This is a genomic window from Luteimonas flava, assembly GCF_036584485.1.
GTDB classification, from domain to species: Bacteria; Pseudomonadota; Gammaproteobacteria; order Xanthomonadales; family Xanthomonadaceae; genus Luteimonas; species Luteimonas flava.
Map to the genome: position 1 here is coordinate 322,013 of NZ_JAZHBM010000001.1, position 20,223 is coordinate 342,235.

Below are 20,223 nucleotides of genomic sequence, written 5' to 3' on the forward strand. Positions count from 1 at the left end.
GGCGAGCTTAGCCCGTCGATGTTGCGGGCCGCGTCGTACTTTCGGGCGAGGTGGGACGCCGTGCGTGGAACGCTGCGTACGCGATCGGGCGGGCCGATCGCGTACGGAGCCCTGGAACCGGCTTCAGTCGGCCGCGCGCAGCGGCGCGTCCACCGGCGTCATCACCGGCAGGTCCACCGGCACGCCGTCGGCATTGCAGTGGCCGGTCGCGCACAGCTGCGCGCGCAGCGCGGGCGTGGCCTGCACGATCAGGTGGTAGATCACGTTCTGCTCGACGGTGCCACGCACCGCGTCGCTGCCCGGGCCGCGCGCCCAGATGCCGACGTCGTCGCCGCCATGCGACTCGCTGCGCATCGGCACCAGCGCTTCCTGCATGAAATCCGGATGCTCGGTGTCGACTTCGCGCAGGTCCGGGCGGCCGTCGGAGGGCTCGAAGCTGCTGGGCTTGTGGAAGTGGACCTTCGGGCCGGCCGGCTGCTGGTTGCTGGCGCCGGTGTAGCCCGGACCGTTGGCATAGACCAGCGTGGTGTAGGGCAGGCCGGTCGCATCGAGCGCATAGGCGTTCGGATCGTCGTCCTCGCTGACCCGGCCGCGCACCTTGCCGAGGATCGGGTTGCCGCGGGTCGGATAGCCCACGAAGTTCAACGTGTGCGAATGGTCGGCGGTGACGAGGATCAGCGTGTCGTCGGCCGATGTCGCCTCGGCCGCGGCCTGCACCGCGCGCGACATCGCGACGGTCTCGTCGAGCGCGCGGTAGGCGTTGCCCTCGTGGTTGGCGTGGTCGATGCGCCCGCCCTCGACCAGCAGCACGTAGCCCTTGCCGTCGCGTGCCAGCCGCTCGATCGCGAAGCGGGTCATCTCGGCGAGATCCGGCTCGCCGTCGTCGCCGCGGTTGCGGTCGTGCTCGTACTGCATGTGGTCGGGTTCGAACAGGCCGAACACCGCATCGGCATCCCGTGCCGCGCGCAGCTGCGCGGTGTTCCAGACGACGGCGCCGCCGGGATTCGCCGCGCGCCATTCGGCGGTCAGATCGCGGCCGTCGAGGCGCTGGCCGACCTTGTCGTCGTACTCGGGATCGCGCTCGCCGGCAGGCAGGAAGTTGCCGCGGCCGCCGCCCATCAGCACCTTCGGCCCACGACCGGGGGCGAAGTCGAGGATCTGCTGGGCGATGTCGCGGCAACCCTGCGCGCGTGCCTCGTCCGGCACGTCGACATCGTTCTCCCAGTTGCGGTCCGGCACGTGGGCATAGGTCGCCGCCGGGGTCGCATGGGTCAGACGCGCGGTGGTGACGATGCCGGTGTCGAGACCGGCGTCGCTGGCCAGGCGCAGCCAGGACTGCACGTGGCGCTGGCGGCTGTCCTCGCAATCGAAGCGCCTGCCGGACGACACGCCGATCGCACCCATGTGCGACTTCACGCCGGTCGCGACCGCGGTCATCGTGCCGGCCGAATCGGGCGTCTGCGAATCGGTGTTGTAGGTCTTGGACAGTCCGGTGTTAGGGAACTGTTCCCAGCTCAGCGCGTGCTCCTCGCCGCTGCCGCCCAGGCGCTGGCCTTCGAGAATGCGCGCCGCGGCGACCGTGGTCAGGCTCATGCCGTCGCCGAGGAACACGATGACGTTCTTCGCGTGGCCGCCCATCGCGCCGTTGCCGGCCGCGCGCGCGGCGCCGCTGCGGTACCACCACTGCGCGGTCTCGTCGGCGCGGGACGCGGCGGGCGGCACATCGACGGGTCGGACATGGCCGGCGGTGGAGGTGCCGGAGGACGCGCACGCGGCGCAGAGCAGGGTCAGCGAGCAGGCGAGGCCTGCGGTCAGAAAGCGCATGGGGCAGGGGATTCCGGAAAAAACGCCGCGCAATTATGCCCGGCCTGCATTGCACGTTCGCGGCAGACGCGCGTCGCGGCCCTGCGCGTGCGGCGACGCGCTAACATCAGGGGGCTCCGGCGATGCGATCCCCCGACGTATGCCGGAGTCCAGGATTCCGGTGATGACGCTGAAGATTGCGCTCCTCGAAGACGACGACATGCTGCGCGAGCGCGTGCTGCTGCCGCGCCTCGCCGACTTCGGGTTTTCCGTCGACGGGATGGCGAGCGCGGCGGAGCTGGAAACCCTGCTCGTCCGCGAGGTACCCGACATCGTCGTGCTCGATGTCGGCCTGCCCGACGCCAGCGGCTACGACGTCGCGCGCAGTTTGCGTGCGCGGTATCCGCACATGGGCATCGTGATGCTGACCGCGCGCCGCGAGACGCCCGATCGCGTACGCGGCCTCAACGAAGGCGCCGACGCCTATCTGTCCAAGCCGGTGGAGATCGATCTGCTGGCGGCCACCCTGCACAGCCTGGCGCGGCGTCTCTACGACGGCGCTGCCAGAGTGCCGACGGCGACGACCGCCTGGCATCTGGCCGACAACGGCTGGAGTCTCGTGGGACCCGGCGGCGGCAGCGCGGCGCTGACCAAGTCCGAGCGCCGGATGCTGCAGTGCCTGGTCGACGCGGAAGGCGAGACCGTCTCGCGCGACCGCCTGATCGCCGCGGTCTCCGACAACGTCCACGATTTCGATCCGCATCGCCTCGACACGCTGATCTATCGCCTGCGGCGCAAGGTCGCAGATGCCTGCGGCGAGCCGATGCCGCTGCTCGCCGTGCACGGCGAGGGCTATGTGCTGACCTCGATGGGCTGAACGTCCGCATCCGCCGTCACGCGCGGCAGGCGGATTCGGAACGTCGTGCCCGCGCCCGGCGCGCTGTCGGCGGCGATCGTGCCGCCGGCGCTGCTGACCAGGCTGTGCGCGACCGCGAGGCCCAGACCCGTGCCGCTGCCGGTCGGCTTGGTCGAGAAGAACGGTTCGAAGATGCGTTGCCGCACCGCCTCGGGCATGCCGGTGCCGTCGTCGCGCAATACGATCTCCACCGCGTCGTCGCCGGTCACCGCTGCAGCCACGTCGAAGCGGCCGCCGTCGGGCATCGCATCGCGGGCGTTGGAGGCGATGTTGAGCAGCATCAGATCGAACTGGTGGCGGTCGATCCGCGCCAGCAGTGGTACGTCGCTGCGCTGCACGTGGACGCGCACGTCCGGCCCGAAGGTCTGGCGCAGCATCGGCGTCAGCGCGTCGATCGCCGCGCCCAGTTCCACGGTTTCGAGCTTCGCCGGCAGCGGTCGTGCGAAGGTCAGCAGCTTGCGGGTCAGGGCCATGCCGCGTTCGGCGGCCTGTTCGACCCCGTCGAGCGCGTCGGCCAGTGCGTCCGCACGCGCATGCGCGGAGGCCGACGGATCCACGCGATGGCGTTCGCTGGCGAAGGCCGACATCAGCGACAGGATGTTGTCGAAATCATGGGCGACGCCGCTTGCGAGTCGACCGGTGGCCTCGAGCTTCTGCGCTTCGATCAGCTGCGCCTGCGCGCGCTCGCGCTCGCGCATCTCGTTCTCCAGCCGCACGCCACGGGCCTTGGATTCGGCCAATGCCTCGCGCAACGCCGCGATGATGCGGTCGAGCACCAGCGTGACGACGAGATAGCTCATCACGAACGACGGCAGGATCACCGCCGCGCGCGTCATCGCCTGCGCGGTGCGGGTTTCCGGCAGTACGTGCACCAGCACGCCGATCGTCGCCACCGCCAGCAGCATCAGGAACACCGTCCACAGAGCCTTGCGGCCGAGAATCAACCCGGCGATCACCAGCGACAGGATCTGCAGGCTCTGGTCGAACATCACCGCCGTGGTGACGTAGCCGATACAGGCCGCGGTGAGCTGCGCGCAGACGAACAGCGCGATGCCGCCGCGCAGCCAGCCGCGGCGGATCAGCCAGATGCAGGGAAAGCACACCAGTGCGGCGATCACGTCGGCCGCCATGAAGGTCTGCAACTGCGGCGTGACCATGCCGGCGGCCGCATGCCGCCACCAGTTCAGCGGAATCGTGGTGCCCAGAAACAGGAACAGCACCTGCAGGGTCGCCGCATTGCGGCGATCCATCGGCTCGGCGAGGGGCACGTGCTGCAGCCACCGGACGAGATCGGAGACGCCCGAAGCGATGCGTCGAAACGGCGGAGCGGGCGGACTGGACGACATCGTCGGAGCCGCCTGCAGACGGAATGTGAGAAGTCGTGATCATCCGGCCAGATTCTGAGTGTGACAAGTCACGCGATTGAAACTTAGTGTCGGCGCGTGCCTTCGAGCACGCGGCGCGGCCTTCGGGGGACGCGCACCGTCGACAGGATTCGACATCCATTTCACGGCATGACCGACGCGCCCTCCGGGCAGGCGTCGCGGGCTGCCGATGCCGTCTCATTCTCCAGGGGTTGAACGATGAACAGGATTTACAGAAAGGTCTGGAACCGCGCGGCCGGCCAGCTGGTGGTCGCTTCCGAACTCGCACGCAGTGGCCGCGGCGGCATCGCGGGTCGCACGACCGGTGCATCGCCGCGCGTGCTCGCGCAGGCTGCGCTGCTGGTCGCCCTGGCCGCGGGCTCGGGTGTCGCGTTCGCCGAGGATGCGCATTGCGTCGACGCGGACGGCAACGTGCTCGGCACGACCGGCGGCACCGGCGATGCGGCGGTCTGCGGAGACGGTGCGTCGGCAGCGGGATCGGGCGCGGTGGCGGTCGGCGCCGGTGCGACGGCATCGGGCGGCGTGTCGGTCGCGGTCGGTTTCGATTCCACCGCATCCGGTGGCGAAGCGACGGCGATCGGCAACGGCACCGTCGCCTCTGGCTACGGCAGCTCGGCGCTGGGGTCCTATGCCTGGGCGAGTGGCGGTGGCAGCGTCGCGCTGGGGATCGAGTCCTGGGCCGACGGCCAGAACGCCATCGCGATCGGCGGCGCCACGCGCGCCTTCGCGCTGGGCAGCGTCGCGCTGGGCGAGAACGCAGTGGTGTGGGCCGATGCGCCCGACAGCGTCGCGATCGGGCGCAACGCCTCCGCACATCGACCCAACACCGTGTCGTTCGGCCAGCAGGATGACGAGCGTCAGCTGACCAACGTCGCCGCCGGCACAGAAGCAACCGATGCGGTGAACCTGGCGCAGCTGGAAAACGCGACGGCCTCGAACAAGTACTTCGCCGCGGTTGGTCGCGCGAATGCAGACGAGGACGCGGGCGCGCTGGCGGCTGGCGAGGAAGCGACCGCAGCGGGCGAAACCGCGACCGCGATCGGCTTCGGCGCGTCCGCCTACGGCGCGGGCGCGACGGCCTATGCCGACGGCGCGCTGGCGATCGGGCACAACGCGCTCGCCGTGGCCGACAACGCCATGGCGCTCGGCCGCAACGCGCAAGCGTCGAACTTCAACACCGTCGCGATCGGCACGGATGCGGCGGCACTCGGCGACCAGAGCATCGCGATCGGTCTCGGGTCGATCAGCGACGGCCCGGCGAGCATGGCGGTCGGTGCGTTCAGCAGCGCAGACGGTCTGTGGGCCACGGCGTTCGGCTACAACGCGAATGCGGTCGGCGAGATGGCGCATGCACTCGGCGTCGGTGCGAATGCCAACGGCTACGACAGCACCGCGGTCGGCGGGACGGCGTTCGCCGGCGACATGGGCGCGACCGCACTGGGCGCCAATGCGCGCGCGGACGTGATGTACGCCACCGCCGTCGGCAACAACAGCTTCGCGCGCGGCATCCAGTCGGTGGCGCTGGGCAACGGCGCGTACGCGAACAGCGACGCGTCGATCGCGGCCGGATTTCTGTCCACGGCCGAAGGCGAGGGCAGCCTGGCCTTCGGCTACTTCGCGAACGCCGGCGGTTTCCGGCCCTGGGAACTCGGCGGCGACGGCTCGCGCGAGGCGGCGCCGTTCGCGGTCGCGCTCGGTGCCTACAGCACGGCGCTGGGCCGGGGCGCGCTCGCGCTGGGCCACTACACGATGACGCTCGAGGACGGCGCCGTCGCACTCGGCGCCGGCTCGCTCGCCGACCGCGGCAACGCGATCTCGGTCGGTGCGTCGCAGGCCTGGATCAACGGTTACGACGGCACGGAAACCGCGGCCTTCACCCGTCAGATCATCAACGTCGCCGACGGCACCGAAGCCACCGATGCGGTGAATCTCGGACAGCTCGAGGACGCGACCGCATCGAACAAGTACTTCGCGGCGGTCGGCCGCGCTAATCCAGACGAGGATGCAGGCGCATTCGCGGCAGGCGAAGAAGCGACCGCATCGGGCGAAACGGCGACGGCGATCGGTTACGGCGCGTCCGCCTTCGGCGCGGGCGCGACGGCCTATGCCGATGGTGCACTCGCCGTGGGCCACAACGCCCTCGCATCGGCCGACAACGCGCTCGCACTGGGTCGCAATGCGGAAGCGTCGAACTTCAACACCATCGCGATGGGCACCGATGCACTGGCGCTCGGCGACCAGAGCATCGCGATCGGCCTGGCCGCGACCAGCGATGGACCGGCGAGCATGGCGGTCGGTGCGTTCAGCAGTGCCGACGGGTTGTGGGCGACGGCATTCGGCTACAACGCCGATGCGGTCGGCGAGATGGCGCACGCACTCGGCGTCGGCGCGCGGGCGTCAGGCGAGAACGCGACCGCCGTCGGCGGCGGCGCCTGGGCGTCGGACTGGGGTGCGACCGCGATCGGCGCGAATGCGCAGGCGCGGGTGATGTTCTCCACCGCGCTGGGCAACAACAGCTTCGCGTCCGGCATCCAGTCGGTGGCGCTGGGCAACGGTGCGTACGCGAACAGCGACACGTCGATCGCCGCCGGGTTCCTGGCGACGGCCGAAGGCGAAGGCGCCATCGCGCTGGGCACGTTCGCCAACGCGGGCGCCTTCCGCCCATGGGAGTTCGGCGGCGACGGCACGCGCGAGGCCGCACCGTTCTCGGTCGCGCTCGGTGCCTACAGCGCGGCACTCGGTCGCGGTGCGCTGGCGCTGGGGCACCACACCCTGACGCTCGACGACGGCGCGGTCGCGCTCGGCATGGGTTCGCTGGCCGATCGCGGCAATGCGATCTCGGTCGGCGCCTCGCAGCAATGGATGAACGGCGACGACGGCACGCTGACCGGCGCCTTCACCCGTCAGATCATCAATGTCGCCGCCGGCACCGAGGACACCGATGCGGTGAACCTCGGACAGCTCAAGGCGGTTGCGGGTGAAGTCGACGCGCTGGTCGAAGGCGTCGTGCGCTACGAGGACACCGGCAAGGGCCGCGTCCGCTTCGAAGGTGCAGATGGCACCGTGCTCGCGAACGTCGCGGCCGGCGAACTGTCGGCCGACAGCACCGAGGCGGTCAACGGCAGCCAGCTGCACGCGACCAATGTCCGCGTCGACGACATCGAAACGCGGATCGGCGACGTCGGCGGGATCGTCGCGAACGCGGTGGTCTATGACTCCGCGCAGCGCGACAGCGTGTCCTTCGGCGGTGCGGACGGTACGCGTCTGGGCAATGTCGCCGCGGGCGCAGTGGCGATCGACAGCCGCGATGCGGTCAACGGCGGACAGGTCCACGCAGCGCTGCAGAGCGTGGCCGACGTGCTCGGCGGCGGCGCTGCCGTCACCGCGTTCGGCACCCTCTCCGCACCGGGTTACGTGCTGCAGGGCACGCAGTACACCTCGATCGGGGCGGCCTTCGGTGCACTCGACGCGCGCATCGGCGCACTCGATGCCCGCATCGGCGCAGTCGAAGGCGCGCCGGGCAACGGCGGCAGCGACCCGGGTCTGGCGATCGGCGGCGACGGCGCCGCGAGCGTCGGTGCAGACAGTCCGAACGGGGTGGCGATCGGCAGCGGCGCGGCCGCCAACGGCGAGAACGGCGTCGCGATCGGCGGCGGTGCCTACGCACACGGCCCCAACGACACCGCGATCGGCGGCAACGCGCAGGTGCGTGCCGACGGCAGCACCGCGCTGGGTGCGAACACGTCGATCTCGGCGAACGCGACCAATGCGGTGGCCGTGGGCGAAGGCGCCTCGGTGTCCGCGGCGTCGGGCACCGCGATCGGGCAGGGCGCATCGGTGACCGCGGAGAACGCGGTCGCACTGGGCCAGGGCGCGGTGGCCGATCGGGCGAACACGGTCTCGGTGGGCAGCGCGGGCAATACGCGCCAGATCACCAACGTCGCCGCCGGCACGGCGCCCACCGATGCCGCCAACGTCGCGCAGGTGCAGGCCGGTGTCGCCGAGTCGCGCGCCTACACCGACACCACGGCGACGAAGACGCTGTCGTCGGCGAACGCCTATACCGACCGGCGCTTCGCGGCATGGAACGAGGACTTCAGCGCCTATCGCGGCGATGTTGAACGTCGTTTCAGCGATGTCGACCGTCGCATGGACAAGCAGGGCGCGATGAGCGCGGCGATGCTCAACATGGCCACGAATGCGGCCGGCACGCAGAGCCCACGCGGGCGCGTCGCGGTGGGCGCCGGCTTCCAGAGCGGCGAGCGCGCGCTGTCGCTGGGCTACGCCCGCAAGGTCGGCGAACGCGCGTCGATCAGCCTCGGCGGTGCTTTCAGCGGTGACGAGAGCTCTGCCGGCATCGGCTTCGGCATCGACCTGTGATTCCGCGCCGGCGCATCGATGCGCCGGCGTTCCCTGCTTACCGATCTTCCACCTCCACGGTCCGCGCCTGTGCGCGGGCCGCTCCCTGACCGCATCGAGGACATCACCATGAAGAAGACCACCATCAGCCTCGCGCTGACTGCCGCGCTCGTCGGCGCCCTGGGCATGCAGTTCGCCGACGCCGCGTCCACGCGCGCCAAGATCGTCCAGCGCATCGGCGCGCCCGCACCGGCCGATGCACCCTCGGATCGTCTCGTGATCCGCTACGCCGCCACGCGCATCGCGTCCGGCGACGCGGCCGGCAAGCTGCAGATCGCGACCGCCGCGATCCGCCGCGCCGGTGTCGAGCGGCCCGTCGTGTCCGGCCGCGCCGCGAAGGCGCTGCCCGCGCTGCAGATCGCGCACCTGCGGACGACCGCCGTCGGCTTCGACGTGCTGCGCCTGTCGCGCAGCCTGTCGGCGCGCGATCTCGACGCGCTGGTGACCGAGCTCGCGGCCGATCCCGCGGTCGCCTCCGTGCACGTCGAGCGGCGCATGCAGGCGACCGGCGTCGCCAGGGCGCCGGTGATGCCGCAGTTCACCCCCAACGATGAATTCTTCGCCAGCTACCAGTGGCATCTGAGCGGGTCGGCCGGCGCCATCAACGTCACCAATGCCTGGGACAGTTCGACCGGCGCGGGCGTGGTCGTGGCCGTGCTCGACACCGGCATCCTGCCCGACCATCCGGACTTCGCCGACAACCTGCTGCCGGGTTACGACTTCATCACCGACAGCTTCGTCTCGCGCCGCGACAGCGACGCGCGCGTGCCGGGTGCACTCGATCTGGGCGACTGGAACCCCGTTGCCGGCGAGTGCTACGCGGGCTCGCCGCAGATCCCGAGCTCGTGGCACGGCACGCACGTCGCGGGCACGGTCGCGGAGGCCACGCACAACGGCATCGGCGGCGCAGGCGTCGCGTTCGACGCCCAGGTCCTGCCGGTGCGTGTGCTCGGCCGCTGCGGCGGTTATCCGTCCGACATCGCCGAGGCGATCGTCTGGGCCTCGGGCGGCGAAGTGGCCGGCGTGCCGCGCAACGAGACGCCGGCCGAGGTCATCAACCTGAGTCTCGGCGGCCTGGGCGCGTGCGATGCGCAGACCCAGTTGGCGATCGACGGCGCGGTCTCGCGCGGCAGCACGGTCGTGGTCGCGGCCGGCAACGCCAACGACAACGCGCAGAACTATTCGCCGGCCAACTGCGACAACGTGGTGACCGTGGGCGCGAACCGCATCAATGGTGGCCGCGCGTTCTATTCGAACTTCGGTCCGCGCGTGGACGTGTCCGGCCCCGGCGGCGGTGGCGAGTTCGATCCCGGCAACGGCGGCTGGAACGGTTACGTGCTGCAGGCCGGCTACGACGGCCTGACGACCCCCACCTCGGGTGAGTATCTGTACGTGGGGCTGGCGGGGACCTCGATGGCGTCGCCGCACGTCGCGGGCATCGTGGCGCTGGTGCAGAGCGCACTGGCCGGACAGGACCGCGATCCGCTGACCCCGGCGCAGGTCGAGGCGTTGCTCAAGGACACCGCGCGTCCGTTCAATGTCGCACCGCCGGCGAGCACGCCGATCGGCGTCGGCATCGTCGACGCGACGCGCGCGCTCGCCAAGGCGCTGGAAGTGCCCTGCGACCCGGCCACCGAAACCTGCGTGATCGGGACCGAGCTGATCAATGGCGTGAACGTCACCGGCCTGTCGTCGAACGGCGAGGGCGCGCTGTACCGCTTCGAGGCACAGGCCGGCCGCGTGCTGAGTTTCATGACGCTCGGCGGCAGTGGCGACGTGACCCTGCACGCGCGGCTTGGCGAAGTGCCGACGTCGGCGGCGTACGAATTCCGCTCCGCGCGTGCGGGCAACATCGAAACCATCCGCATCACCGCGCCCAGGACCGGCACCTACTACCTGCAGCTGAGCGGCAGCTACAGTGGCTTGACGCTGGTCGCGCGACAGTAAGCGCCGTCCGCGGCGTCCGTCGCCCGCTGGCGGACGTCGTACCGGATCCCCGAGCGCCAGCGTTCCGGAAATAGGACGCTGGCGTCCGGGTGCCGGCATCGCCAACATGGATGGCGTCACGTATCGTCGCCTGTTGATGTCGCGGACAACCCTCGAATGAATGCTCTGGCCTGGTGGTTCCGGATTCCGTTCTGGCAGCGGGTGCTGGGCGCGTTCGTGCTCGGTGCGCTGGTCGGTTGGCTGATGGGGCCGGCGGCCGGGACATGGCTGCAGCCGCTCGGCACGCTGTACGTCAACCTGATCCGCATGATCGCAGTGCCGCTGGTGTTCTTCGCGGTGATCAATGCGGTCGCCGCGCTGCACGGGCAGCAGTCCATCGCTGCACTTGGCGGACGCACCTTCGGCTGGTTCGCCGCGACCGCAGTGCTCGCGGTCGGCGTGGGCTTCGCCGTCGCCTACACGTTCAATCCGGGCCTGAGCATCGAAGCGGGTTCGTTGACCGCGGCCGCGGACTACACGGTGCGCGAAGTGCCGACGCCGGTCGAAGTGCTGCTCAACGTGGTGCCGACCAATCCGTTCGCGGCCTTGTCGGAAGGCAAGATCCTGCAGGTGATCTTCTTCGCCGGCCTGCTGGGCTTCGCGCTGGTGAAGCTCGGCGAGCGTGTCGCGGCCTTGCGCGCGCTGGTCGGGCAGGCGTCTGATGCAATGATCCAGGTCACGCGGTTCGTGCTGGAGCTCACGCCGCTCGGCACCTTCGGCCTGATCGCTGCGCTCGTCGGCACCTACGGGTTCGAACGGCTGCTGCCGCTGGGCAGTTTCGTCATCGCGCTGTACGTCGCCTGCGCGGTGCACATCGTCTTCGTCTACGGCGGCCTGTTGCTGACGCATGGCCTCAATCCGCTGAAGTTCTTCCGCGGCGCGGCGCCCGGTATGCAGGTCGCGTTCGTCAGTTCGTCGAGCCTGGCGTCGATGCCGGTCGCGATCCGCGCGGTCACCCACAACCTCGGCGTCAACCGCGACTACGCTGCGTTCGCCGTGCCGCTGGGCGCGACGATCAAGATGGACGGCTGCGGGGCGATCTATCCCACGCTCGCCTCGGTGTTCATCGCGCAGTACTTCGGCATCGAGCTGAGCTTCGCCCAGTACGCGGCGATCCTGCTGGCCTCGGTGCTCGGCAGCTTCGGCACCGCGGGCGTGCCGGGCACGGCGGTGGTGATGGCGACGGTCGTGCTGTCGGCGGCCGGTCTGCCGCTCGAAGGCCTCGGGCTGCTGCTCGCGATCGACCGCATTCTCGACATGATGCGCACGATGACCAACGTGACCGGCCAGATGCTGGTACCGGTGCTGGTGGCGCGCGAGACCGGGCTGCTGGACCGCGAGATCTACGAGTCGGCGCGCAGCAATGTCGGACTCGACGATCCGGGCGTCGAAGAAACGAAGTGAGCGCCGCCCGTCACGACGCGCAAACGGAAGGCCGCCACCGGGCGGCCTTCGTCGTCATCGGGCTCGACGCTCGACGCTGATCAGCGATGCAGGAAGCGGTTGAGCGGCGCATTCGGTCGCGGCTCGAACATCGGCACCACCTGCTCGCGCAGCGGCTCGCCTTCGGCGTTCCACACGGCGGTCTCGGCGGGGAATGCTTCGCTGCGGGTGATCGCGCCCACCACCGTCGGCAGCGCCTGCACCGATGCCGGCACGTCCGGATTCCAGCGGAACACGCCGTAGTCGGGCGAGAACACCACGGCGACGTCGCCTTCGAGGCGACGGTCCGGGCACAGCACCGCGCCGTGTTTGGCCAGCACGCGCAGCGCGCCGACCGGCATCGCGCGCACCGTCGGACCGGTGGCCGCGTTGGAATGTCCCGGGCACACCTGCGCGGCGGTTTCGATCGCACGTTCGGCGACTTCGCGATCGCTCTGGGCATGGGCGGCGGTCGCGGCGAACAGCAGCGGCAGGGCGAGGGCGGGCGTGAGGCGCATCGAGAACTCCGTGTCTGGACGTGGGCCGCGATCATCGCGTGCGTCTGCACCGCAGTTGTTAGCGCCGCGTGCATGGCGTCGCATGACCGCTGGCACGCGCGCACGCGGCCTCGCGACTTATAGTCGGGGTTCGTGCCCCCGGGGAGCGGGGCGGACAGGGAACCGACCATGAAACGACTCGCAGGACTGGGTGGCGCATGCGTGCTGCTCGCGATGCTGGCCGCGCCCGCGGCCGCGCAGCAGGCCGACTGGCGTCTGCCGATCGAAACGAAGACGCTCGACAACGGCCTGACCGTCGTCGTCTCCGAGGACCGCAGCTCGCCGACCGTCGGCGTCAGCGTGGTCTATCACGTGGGCATGCGTCTCGAACCCGAGAACCGCACCGGCTTCGCGCATCTGTTCGAACACCTGATGTTCCAGGGCACGCCGGTCGCGCCCAAGGGCACGTTCGATCGCGTGATCCAGGGCGGCGGCGGTCGCCTCAACGGCTCCACGCGTCCCGACTACACCAACTACATCGAGACCGCGCCGGTCTCGGCGCTGCGGCCGATCCTGTGGCTGGAAGCGGACCGCATGAAGACGCTGAATTTCTCGGCCGAGAACCTCAAGAACCAGCAGGACGTGGTCAAGGAGGAGATCCGCGTCAACGTGCAGAACCAGCCCTACGGGCTGTTCTTCGTGTTCGACATCAACCGTCTGGCGTTCTCGAAGTGGGCGAACGCGCACGACGGCTACGGCAGCTTCAAGGATCTCGAAGGCGCGACGCTCGCCGATGTCGAAGCCTTCCATCGCGACTACTACGGCCCGAACAACGCGGTCATCGGCATCGCCGGCGACATTTCGCCGGACGAAGCCTTCGCGATGGTCGAGGAATACTTCGGCGACATCCCCTCGCGTGCGACGCCCGCACGTCCGGACGTGTCCGAACCGCTGAACACCGAAGGCACGCGCGAAGCGCAGGCCGATGCGCTCGCCCAGGTGCCGGCGCTCGCGGTGGGCTGGAAGATGCCCGCACGCGGCCACGCCGACCACGCACCGATGGCGGTGCTCTCGCAGCTGCTGGCCGGTGGTGACGCCTCGCGCCTGTACCAGGGCCTGGTCAAGGGCCGCGAGCAGCTGCTCAACATCGACGGCGGCCTCGGCTGGCCACTGGGCCACGCCTGGGATTATGACGGCCCGACGCTGCTGACGTTGTTCGCGCTGTACAAGCCCAACGTCGAACCGGACGCGGTGCTGGGCGCGGTCAACGAGGAAGTCGCACGCATCGTTGCCGAAGGCGTGCCCGCCGAAACGCTGGCCGCGGCCAAGACCAAGCTGCTGGCCGATTACGTCAACGGCCTGGAGCCCTTCATCTCGCGCGCCGACGAGCTCGCCAAGGCGCAGCTGCTGTGGGGCGATGCGGAGACGCTCAACAAGGTGCCCGAGTGGGTGCAGGCGGTGACCGTCGCCGACGTGCAGCGCGTGGCGAAGACCTATCTGATCGATGCCAACCGCACCGTCATCGACCGCGTGCCGGCCGCACTGGCGCCCGCGCGCGGCATCGCCCCGCCGGCTGCGCCGGCGCCCGCTGCCGCACCGGCGCAGGACTGAGGAGATCGACATGCACAAGCACCACATTCCGACCCGCGGCCTGCGTCCGCTCACACTCGCGCTAGGCGCCTGCCTGTTCGCCAGCGTGGCCTGCGCGCAGCAGCCGGCCGCCGCCGGCGCACCGCCCACCACCGCACCGCCGACCGAGCTGCCCGCGGGCCTGCCCGACTACGGCGCCGACAAGCCGCTGCCCGAACTCGGCCTCGTCGAACACAGGCTCGACAACGGACTGACCGTCTGGGTGCTGCCGCGCCAGGGCGGCCTGCCACGTGTCGACTACGTGCTCGCCGTGCGCGGCGGTCTCGCCAGCGATCCGGCCCAGCTGCCGGGCATGTCGAACCTGCTCGCGGGCCTGATGCGCGAAGGCACCGCCACGCGCAGTTCGGTGCAGATCGCCGAGGAACTCGATCGCCTCGGCGGTTCGATCGGCGCGACCGCGAGCAACGACGGCCTGTTTGTCAGCGCGTCGGGCCTGTCGTCGTCGGCGCAGCCGTTGGCGACGCTGTTCGCCGACGTGGTGCGCAACCCGTCGTTCCCCGCGAACGAAGTGCAGCTGGCGAAAACCAATGCGCTGCAGGGCCTCAAGGCCATGCAGGCGCAGCCGAGCTACCAGGCCAACCGTGCGATGGGTCGCGTGCTGTTCGGCGATCATCCCTACGGCAACACGCTGCCGACCGAAGCGGCGATCAACGGTACCGACATCGCCGGCCTGCAGGCCGCGCATGCCGCGCGTTTCCGGCCCGACCATGCGCTGCTGGTGATCGCAGGGCCGGTAACGCCGGAGGCGGCCAAGGCACTGGCCGAGTCGATGTTCGGCAACTGGCAGGGCCGTGGCGATCCGATCGCCGAGGTCGCGGCGCCGGCGTATCCGAAGGGCCCGCAGTTCGTGCTCGTGCCGCGCGAGAACAGCGTGCAGTCGGCGGTGCGCATCGGCCGTCCGGCTTTCGACGCGGACGACGACCGCGCCATCCCCGCAGCGCTGGCCAACACGATTCTCGGCGGCGGCTTCGACAGCCGGCTGATGCGCAATCTGCGCGAGGACAAGGGCTATACCTACGGCGCCGGCAGCAGCTTCGGCCTGCGCGCGGAGGGCGGGTCCTTCCAGGCACAGGCCGACGTGCGCAACGAAGTGACCGGGGCCGCGATCGGCGAGTTCCTCAAGGAGTTCGAGACGATGCGCGAGCAGGCGGTGCCCGCCGATGAACTGCAGCGCGCCAAGCGCTTCACCGCCGGGACCTACCTGTTCCAGAACCAGCTGCAGTACGCGGTCGCGTCCGCGCTCGCCGGCAACTGGCTGCTGGGACGCCCGGCCGACTACCTCAGCACCTACGTCGACAAGGTCAACGACGTGACCGCGGCGCAGGTGCAGGCGGTCGCGCGCGAGTTCTTCGATCCGAAGCAGCAGAACATCGTCGTGGTCGGCGATGCGGCCGTCGCCGAGCAGCTGAAGACGTACGGGGCCTTCGGCAGCGGCGAGTAAATCCTCGCCTCGTCCCACGCAACGCAGAAGGCCCCGCACGTGCGGGGCCTTCTGTTGTCGAGTGGCGTTGCGGCACGGGTGAAGCGCGAGAGTGCCCGTCACCGCATCGGGACGTGATCCAGGGCCGATGCTCGCCTTCTCAACGCACTCAACGCGGTTTCGCGTCTTCTGCCGCGAGCTGCGCCTCGAACCGCGTCGCCGCGCCCTCCGCATATGCCGCGCACGTCAGCGCCTTTGCGCCCGCCGTATCGCCAGCCGCGTAGTTCCACTCGCTCGCACCGGGATGCGGCGTCAGCAGCAGATCGCAGGGCAGGCCGCGCACCACATCGAACGAACGCCTGTAGTCCTCGACCAGGCGCGGATAGCGCGGATTGCCCTGCAGCCGGTAGCCCGGCGCACTGAGGCTGTCGACGTACGCGATCCGCACCGGGCGGCCGTCGCGGGTGTCGGTCCAGGTCCACGCGACGCTGCCGGGCGTGTGGCCGGGAATGAAATGCACGGTGAAGTCGGTGCCGCCCTGCGACACCACTTCGTGGTCCATGACGATGCGGTCGGTCTGCACCGGCGGATACGTGATCTCGTCGCCGAAGTGCAGGTCGTCGCTGCCGCCGCGCGCGAACAGCGCCGCGGACTCCGCGTTCGCGACGAGATGCGCGCCGGTGCGGCGCTTGAGCGCGGCGAACGGACCGGCGTGATCGGCGTGCGCGTGGCTCGACAGCAGCAGGCGCAGATCGCCCGGTGCGACGTTCAGGCGCTGCATGTTCGCCAGCAGCAGATCCGCAGCCTGCGGCATGCCGCCATCGAGCAGTACGGCGCCGTCGTCCGTCATCACCAGCAGTGCGGTCAGTCCTTCGGTGCCGATCTGCCAGGTGCGATCGGCGATGCGGACCGGCGCGATCGGCTGCCGCCACGACGCATCGACCGTGTAGGCCTCAAGTTGCGGCAGCGGCGATTCCGCAGCACTGGCGGTCAACGCCGCCGACAGCAGACAGGTGACGAGCGAACAGGCGAGCGGGAACGGGCGCATCGGAGGTCCAGCGGCAGGCGGACGCACAGTCTGCCGCGTCCAGCGCGTCCTGCAACCCGCTTCAGGCGCTCGCGTTCGCGTCGCGCGCGCCGGGCCGGTTGAGCCACGCGGCGAAGGCGGCGGCGGTGAAGAACATCAGCAGGCTGTAGACCGCGGCAGGCGCCGACATCGTCGCGTTGCCGAGCACGCTGAGCGCGATGAAGATCGCCAGGGTGCCGTTGTGGATGCCGATCTCCATCGCGATCGCGATCGCCTGCCGGCGGGGCAGTTGCAGCGCCCGCGGCGCCGCGTAGCCGGCGCCCATGCTGACCAGATTGAACAGCAGGCAGGCGATGCCGACCGCGGCGAAGTAGGCCAGCAGCGTGTCCCAGGTGCCGGCGACGGCCGCGACGATCAGCAGCACCAGCACGATCACCGACAGCAAGCGGATCGGCTTCTCCATCCGCGAGGCGAATCCGCTGGCGAACGCGCGCACCAGCATGCCGATGCTGACCGGCAGGAGGATGATCAGCGCGACCTCGACGATCTTGCGCGTCGGCGGCGGCACGTACTGGCCGGCGCCGAGGAAGAACTCCAGCGACAGGTTGAGGATGATCGGCAGCGTGACCAGGCACAGCACGCTGTTGACCGCGGTCAGGGTGATGTTGAGCGCCACGTCGCCGCGCGCGATGTGGCTGTAGATGTTCGCGGTCGCGCCGCCGGGCGATGCGGCCAGCAGCATCAGGCCGACGGCGAGTTCGGGCGGCAGCCGGAACAGCAGCGCGAGTGCGAGCGCCGCCCACGGCAACACGCCGATCTGCAGGACGAGCCCGATCAGCACCGCACGCGGATAGCGTGCGACGCGGCGGAAATCATCGAGCGTCAGGCCGAGGCCGAGTCCGAACATGATCACGCCGAGCGCGAGCGGCAACAGCACGGTGGTCAGCAGCGATGCCTGCATGGAACGTCCTTCGGCTCAGGTGCGCGCGTCGACGCGATCGCGCCGCAGTGCAAGCCGGCCGCCGCACCAGGCGAGCGGGATCGGCCCGATCACACCGAGCAGGGTCATCCACAGCGGATGCGGCAGCATCCAGGCATTGCCGATCACGCCCAGCACGATCAGCACACCCACCGCGATCGCGGCGCTCATGCGGCGCACGCGTGCGAGCCGCGCCGCGACCCAGCCGCCACAGACCGCGGCGAGCAGCCAGCCGCCCAGCACCCAGACGAGCTTGCCGGTCGGTGCATTGGCGACGATCTGCGCGAGGTCCGCTTCGTTGGCGAGCTGCCCGGCGGGCATCGGGAACATCCACGACCCGAAGAACTCCAGCCCGAGCATCACCATCATGGCGACGACCATGCCGAGCATCACCGAGAACATCGTGCGGATCATGGCGCCTCCCCAGCGCGAACCGGGCTGCAGCATCGCGCGGCGGGTGGAGGAGGGCAAGCGGCGGTGCGGCAATCGCGGCATGCGCCGCGCGTTGCTTGATTCCCCGGAGCGGGTCGCTGGACGACTACCGCTGCGCGCTGTTGACGAGCGCTTCCTGCTTGACCAGACATTCATCTGTTGAAAGCCGCCGGGATGACGAGGGAGATCGCCACCACATGATGCGCGTGGTTCAGTCCGATTCCGTCATTCCGGCAAAAGCCGGTGTTCAACAGCCGAACGGCTGGTCATCCAGCGCCTTCCATTTGAACAGCGAACAGGGTCGATGCGCTCGCGATTTCCGGTCGGATGGCTCCGCGCGAAATTCCTTACGACTCGACGCCCGCCGGCGCCATCGTGATCGGCTGGTCGTCCGCCCGCCCACGCTGCGCCGCGATCCACGCGTCGATCTTCGCGTCCAGCAACGGCAACGGCAGCGCGCCGTCCTTCAGCACTTCCGCATGGAAGGCGCGGATGTCGAACGCCTCGCCCAGCGCCGCCTCGCTGCGCTTGCGCAGTTCCTGGATCTTGAGTTCGCCGATCTTGTAAGCCAGTGCCTGGCCGGGCCATGCGATGTAACGCTCGGCCTCGGCGATCGCATCGGGTTCGCTGACCGAAGAGTTCTCGAACATGTAGTCGAGCACCTGCTGGCGCGTCCAGCCCTTGCTGTGCAGGCCGGTGTCGACGACCAGGCGCACCGCCCGCCACAGCTCGCCCTGCAGGCGGCCGAAGTAATCGTAGGGATCGGTGTAGAGGCCGAGCTCCTTGCCCAGGCTTTCGGCGTACAGACCCCAGCCTTCGATGTACGCCGTCTCGCCGCCGAAGCGGCGGAACGCGGGCAGGTCGGTCAGTTCCTGCTGCAGCGCCAGCTGGAAGTGGTGGCCGGGGATCGCCTCGTGCAGGAACAGATCTTCGGCATCCCAACGCTTGCGCGTGGGCAGGTCGAAGGTATTGACGTAGAAGATGCCCGGGCGCGTGCCGTCCTCGCTGGGGCTCATGTACTCGCCGCCTGCGGCCGACGCGGCGCGGAAGGCCTCGATCGGACGGATCTCGAAGCCGGCCTTGGGCGTCAGCGAGAACAGGTCGGGCACCCTGGCTTCGATCTTCTCCTCGATCGCGCGGTAGTGCGCGAGCAACTGGTCTTCGGAGCGGAACTCGAAACGCCGATCGGTCTGCATGAAGCGGAAGAAATCCTGCAGCGATCCTTCGAACTTCGTTTCCTCCATCACGCCGCGGATCTGCTCGTGGATGCGCGCGACTTCATCCAGGCCGATCTGGTGGATCGCATCGGGCGTGAGGTCGGACGTGGTCTGGTTCTTGGCCGAGAACGCATACCAGGCCATGCCGTCGGGCAGCGCGTCGAGGCCGACACTGTCGCGCGTGTGCGGCATGTAGTCGTTGGCGATGAAGTCACGCTGGCGTTGGATCGCGGGATTGAGCTGGTCGGCGATCAGCGTGCGGAACGCGGCCGTCAGACGTTCGCGATCGGCCTGCGGAATGTCATCCGGAAACGTGTCGACCGGCCCCCAGAACGGACTCTTCTCCACGTCGTCGACGAGGATCGCGTCGAACTGCGGCAGCACTTTCTCCATCACCACGCGTGGCTGCACGACATTGGCATCGATGCCGGCGCGCATGTTCGCGATCTCGGTGTCGAGCAGCACCGGAATGCGCGCGGCGCGGCGCAACCAGGCGTCGTAATCGGCGACGGTCGCGAACGGCTGGGCATTCGTGCCCGAGCCCAGCAGCACGGAGTAGCTGACGATGCTGCCCATCTGGTTGACCGGCATCATCCAGCCCGGAAACCGCTCGCCGTCGAGCGCGTTGCGGCGGTCGTCGACGAAGATGCGATAGCTCAGCAGGTCCTGCCCCTGCAGACCTTCGCTGCCGACCGCCTCGACGGTCTTGAGCCAGCGCTCGTTGAAGCTGCGCACCTGCTCGCGGTATTCGGCGCTGCCGAAATCCGGTAGCTGGTCGTTGTAGCGCGCATCGCCCTGGAACGTCGCCTGCACCGGATTGAGCTTGAGCACGTCTTCCCAGTATTCGGCATACAGCGTGGTCAACCTGGCGGCGCGCGCTGCGGCATCTTCGACCGGCGCTTCGGCGACGGGGGCGGCCGCGGTCTGCGCGGGCGCATCGCGATTGCAGCCGACGAGTGCGCCACCGGCGGCGATTGCGATGGCGATGGCGAGAACGAGCGGCTGCTGCATGTCGGGCTCCAGAGGCGATTCGGGTCGATGCTGTCGAACGCGACGCAAGGCCGGCAAGG

The 20,223-nt window shown here is 69.7% G+C and carries 12 protein-coding genes and 3 pseudogenes; 8 read left to right on the forward strand and 7 right to left on the reverse strand.

What is annotated here, in order from left to right:
- Positions 1-123: 123 nt before the first annotated feature.
- A complete protein-coding gene (locus V3391_RS01495) occupies positions 124-1,824 on the reverse strand; it encodes an alkaline phosphatase family protein (protein ID WP_332076659.1) in 1,701 nt (566 codons plus the stop codon).
- A 163-nt stretch (positions 1,825-1,987) separates the two neighbouring features.
- Here V3391_RS01495 and V3391_RS01500 point away from each other — a divergent pair, with 163 nt between their 5' ends.
- Complete coding sequence (locus tag V3391_RS01500; protein ID WP_332076660.1) at positions 1,988-2,680, forward strand: response regulator transcription factor; 693 nt, start codon at positions 1,988-1,990, stop codon at positions 2,678-2,680.
- Here the strand turns inward: V3391_RS01500 and V3391_RS01505 are convergent.
- Positions 2,656-4,065, reverse strand: coding sequence for a sensor histidine kinase (locus V3391_RS01505; protein ID WP_332076661.1), 1,410 nt, complete (start codon positions 4,063-4,065; stop codon positions 2,656-2,658). The two genes, V3391_RS01500 and V3391_RS01505, sit on opposite strands and share 25 nt — an antisense overlap.
- A gap of 237 nt (positions 4,066-4,302) precedes the next feature.
- On the opposite strand from V3391_RS01505, the pseudogene V3391_RS01510 reads away from it, so the two are divergent.
- The 4 genes and pseudogenes from V3391_RS01510 to V3391_RS01520 form a co-directional block, all read left to right on the forward strand.
- Positions 4,303-7,464, forward strand: a pseudogene (locus V3391_RS01510) (ESPR-type extended signal peptide-containing protein); the annotation flags it as partial.
- A 192-nt stretch (positions 7,465-7,656) separates the two neighbouring features.
- Positions 7,657-8,484, forward strand: a pseudogene (locus V3391_RS17785) (YadA family autotransporter adhesin); the annotation flags it as partial.
- Between the two features lie 108 nt (positions 8,485-8,592).
- A complete protein-coding gene (locus V3391_RS01515; RefSeq protein ID WP_332076663.1) occupies positions 8,593-10,470 on the forward strand; it encodes a S8 family peptidase in 1,878 nt (625 codons plus the stop codon).
- A gap of 156 nt (positions 10,471-10,626) precedes the next feature.
- Entirely contained in the window at positions 10,627-11,913 is a 1,287-nt protein-coding gene (locus V3391_RS01520) for a dicarboxylate/amino acid:cation symporter (protein WP_332076664.1), read from the forward strand.
- Positions 11,914-11,993: 80 nt separating this feature from the next.
- Here V3391_RS01520 and V3391_RS01525 read toward each other — a convergent pair whose 3' ends face one another.
- On the reverse strand, positions 11,994-12,449 hold the full coding sequence (locus V3391_RS01525; protein ID WP_332076665.1) for a hypothetical protein: 456 nt from the start codon (positions 12,447-12,449) through the stop codon (positions 11,994-11,996).
- A 168-nt stretch (positions 12,450-12,617) separates the two neighbouring features.
- Here V3391_RS01525 and V3391_RS01530 point away from each other — a divergent pair, with 168 nt between their 5' ends.
- Both V3391_RS01530 and V3391_RS01535 read left to right on the forward strand, forming a co-directional pair.
- Positions 12,618-14,039 (forward strand): M16 family metallopeptidase, encoded by a 1,422-nt coding sequence (locus tag V3391_RS01530; RefSeq protein ID WP_332076667.1) that lies wholly within the window; start codon positions 12,618-12,620, stop codon positions 14,037-14,039.
- 10 nt (positions 14,040-14,049) lie between these two features.
- Positions 14,050-15,519, forward strand: a complete 1,470-nt coding sequence (locus tag V3391_RS01535) for a M16 family metallopeptidase (RefSeq protein WP_332076668.1) — start codon at positions 14,050-14,052, stop codon at positions 15,517-15,519.
- A gap of 148 nt (positions 15,520-15,667) precedes the next feature.
- On the opposite strand, the gene bla is transcribed toward V3391_RS01535, so the two are convergent.
- From bla to V3391_RS01550, 3 genes are all read right to left on the reverse strand, one after another.
- Entirely contained in the window at positions 15,668-16,546 is an 879-nt protein-coding gene (gene bla, locus V3391_RS01540) for a subclass B3 metallo-beta-lactamase (protein ID WP_332076669.1), read from the reverse strand.
- A gap of 61 nt (positions 16,547-16,607) precedes the next feature.
- The gene (locus V3391_RS01545; RefSeq protein WP_332076670.1) at positions 16,608-17,486 is read right to left on the reverse strand and encodes a bile acid:sodium symporter family protein; all 879 of its coding nucleotides are present in this window, start codon (positions 17,484-17,486) and stop codon (positions 16,608-16,610) included.
- A gap of 15 nt (positions 17,487-17,501) precedes the next feature.
- Entirely contained in the window at positions 17,502-17,918 is a 417-nt protein-coding gene (locus V3391_RS01550; protein WP_332076671.1) for a hypothetical protein, read from the reverse strand.
- Between V3391_RS01550 and V3391_RS01555 the strand changes: the two genes are divergently transcribed.
- Complete coding sequence (locus V3391_RS01555) at positions 17,884-18,099, forward strand: hypothetical protein (RefSeq protein ID WP_332076672.1); 216 nt, start codon at positions 17,884-17,886, stop codon at positions 18,097-18,099. The genes V3391_RS01550 and V3391_RS01555 overlap by 35 nt on opposite strands.
- A gap of 184 nt (positions 18,100-18,283) precedes the next feature.
- On the opposite strand, the pseudogene V3391_RS01560 reads toward V3391_RS01555, so the two are convergent.
- Positions 18,284-20,183, reverse strand: a pseudogene (locus V3391_RS01560) (DUF885 domain-containing protein).
- Between the last annotated feature and the right edge of the window lie 40 nt (positions 20,184-20,223).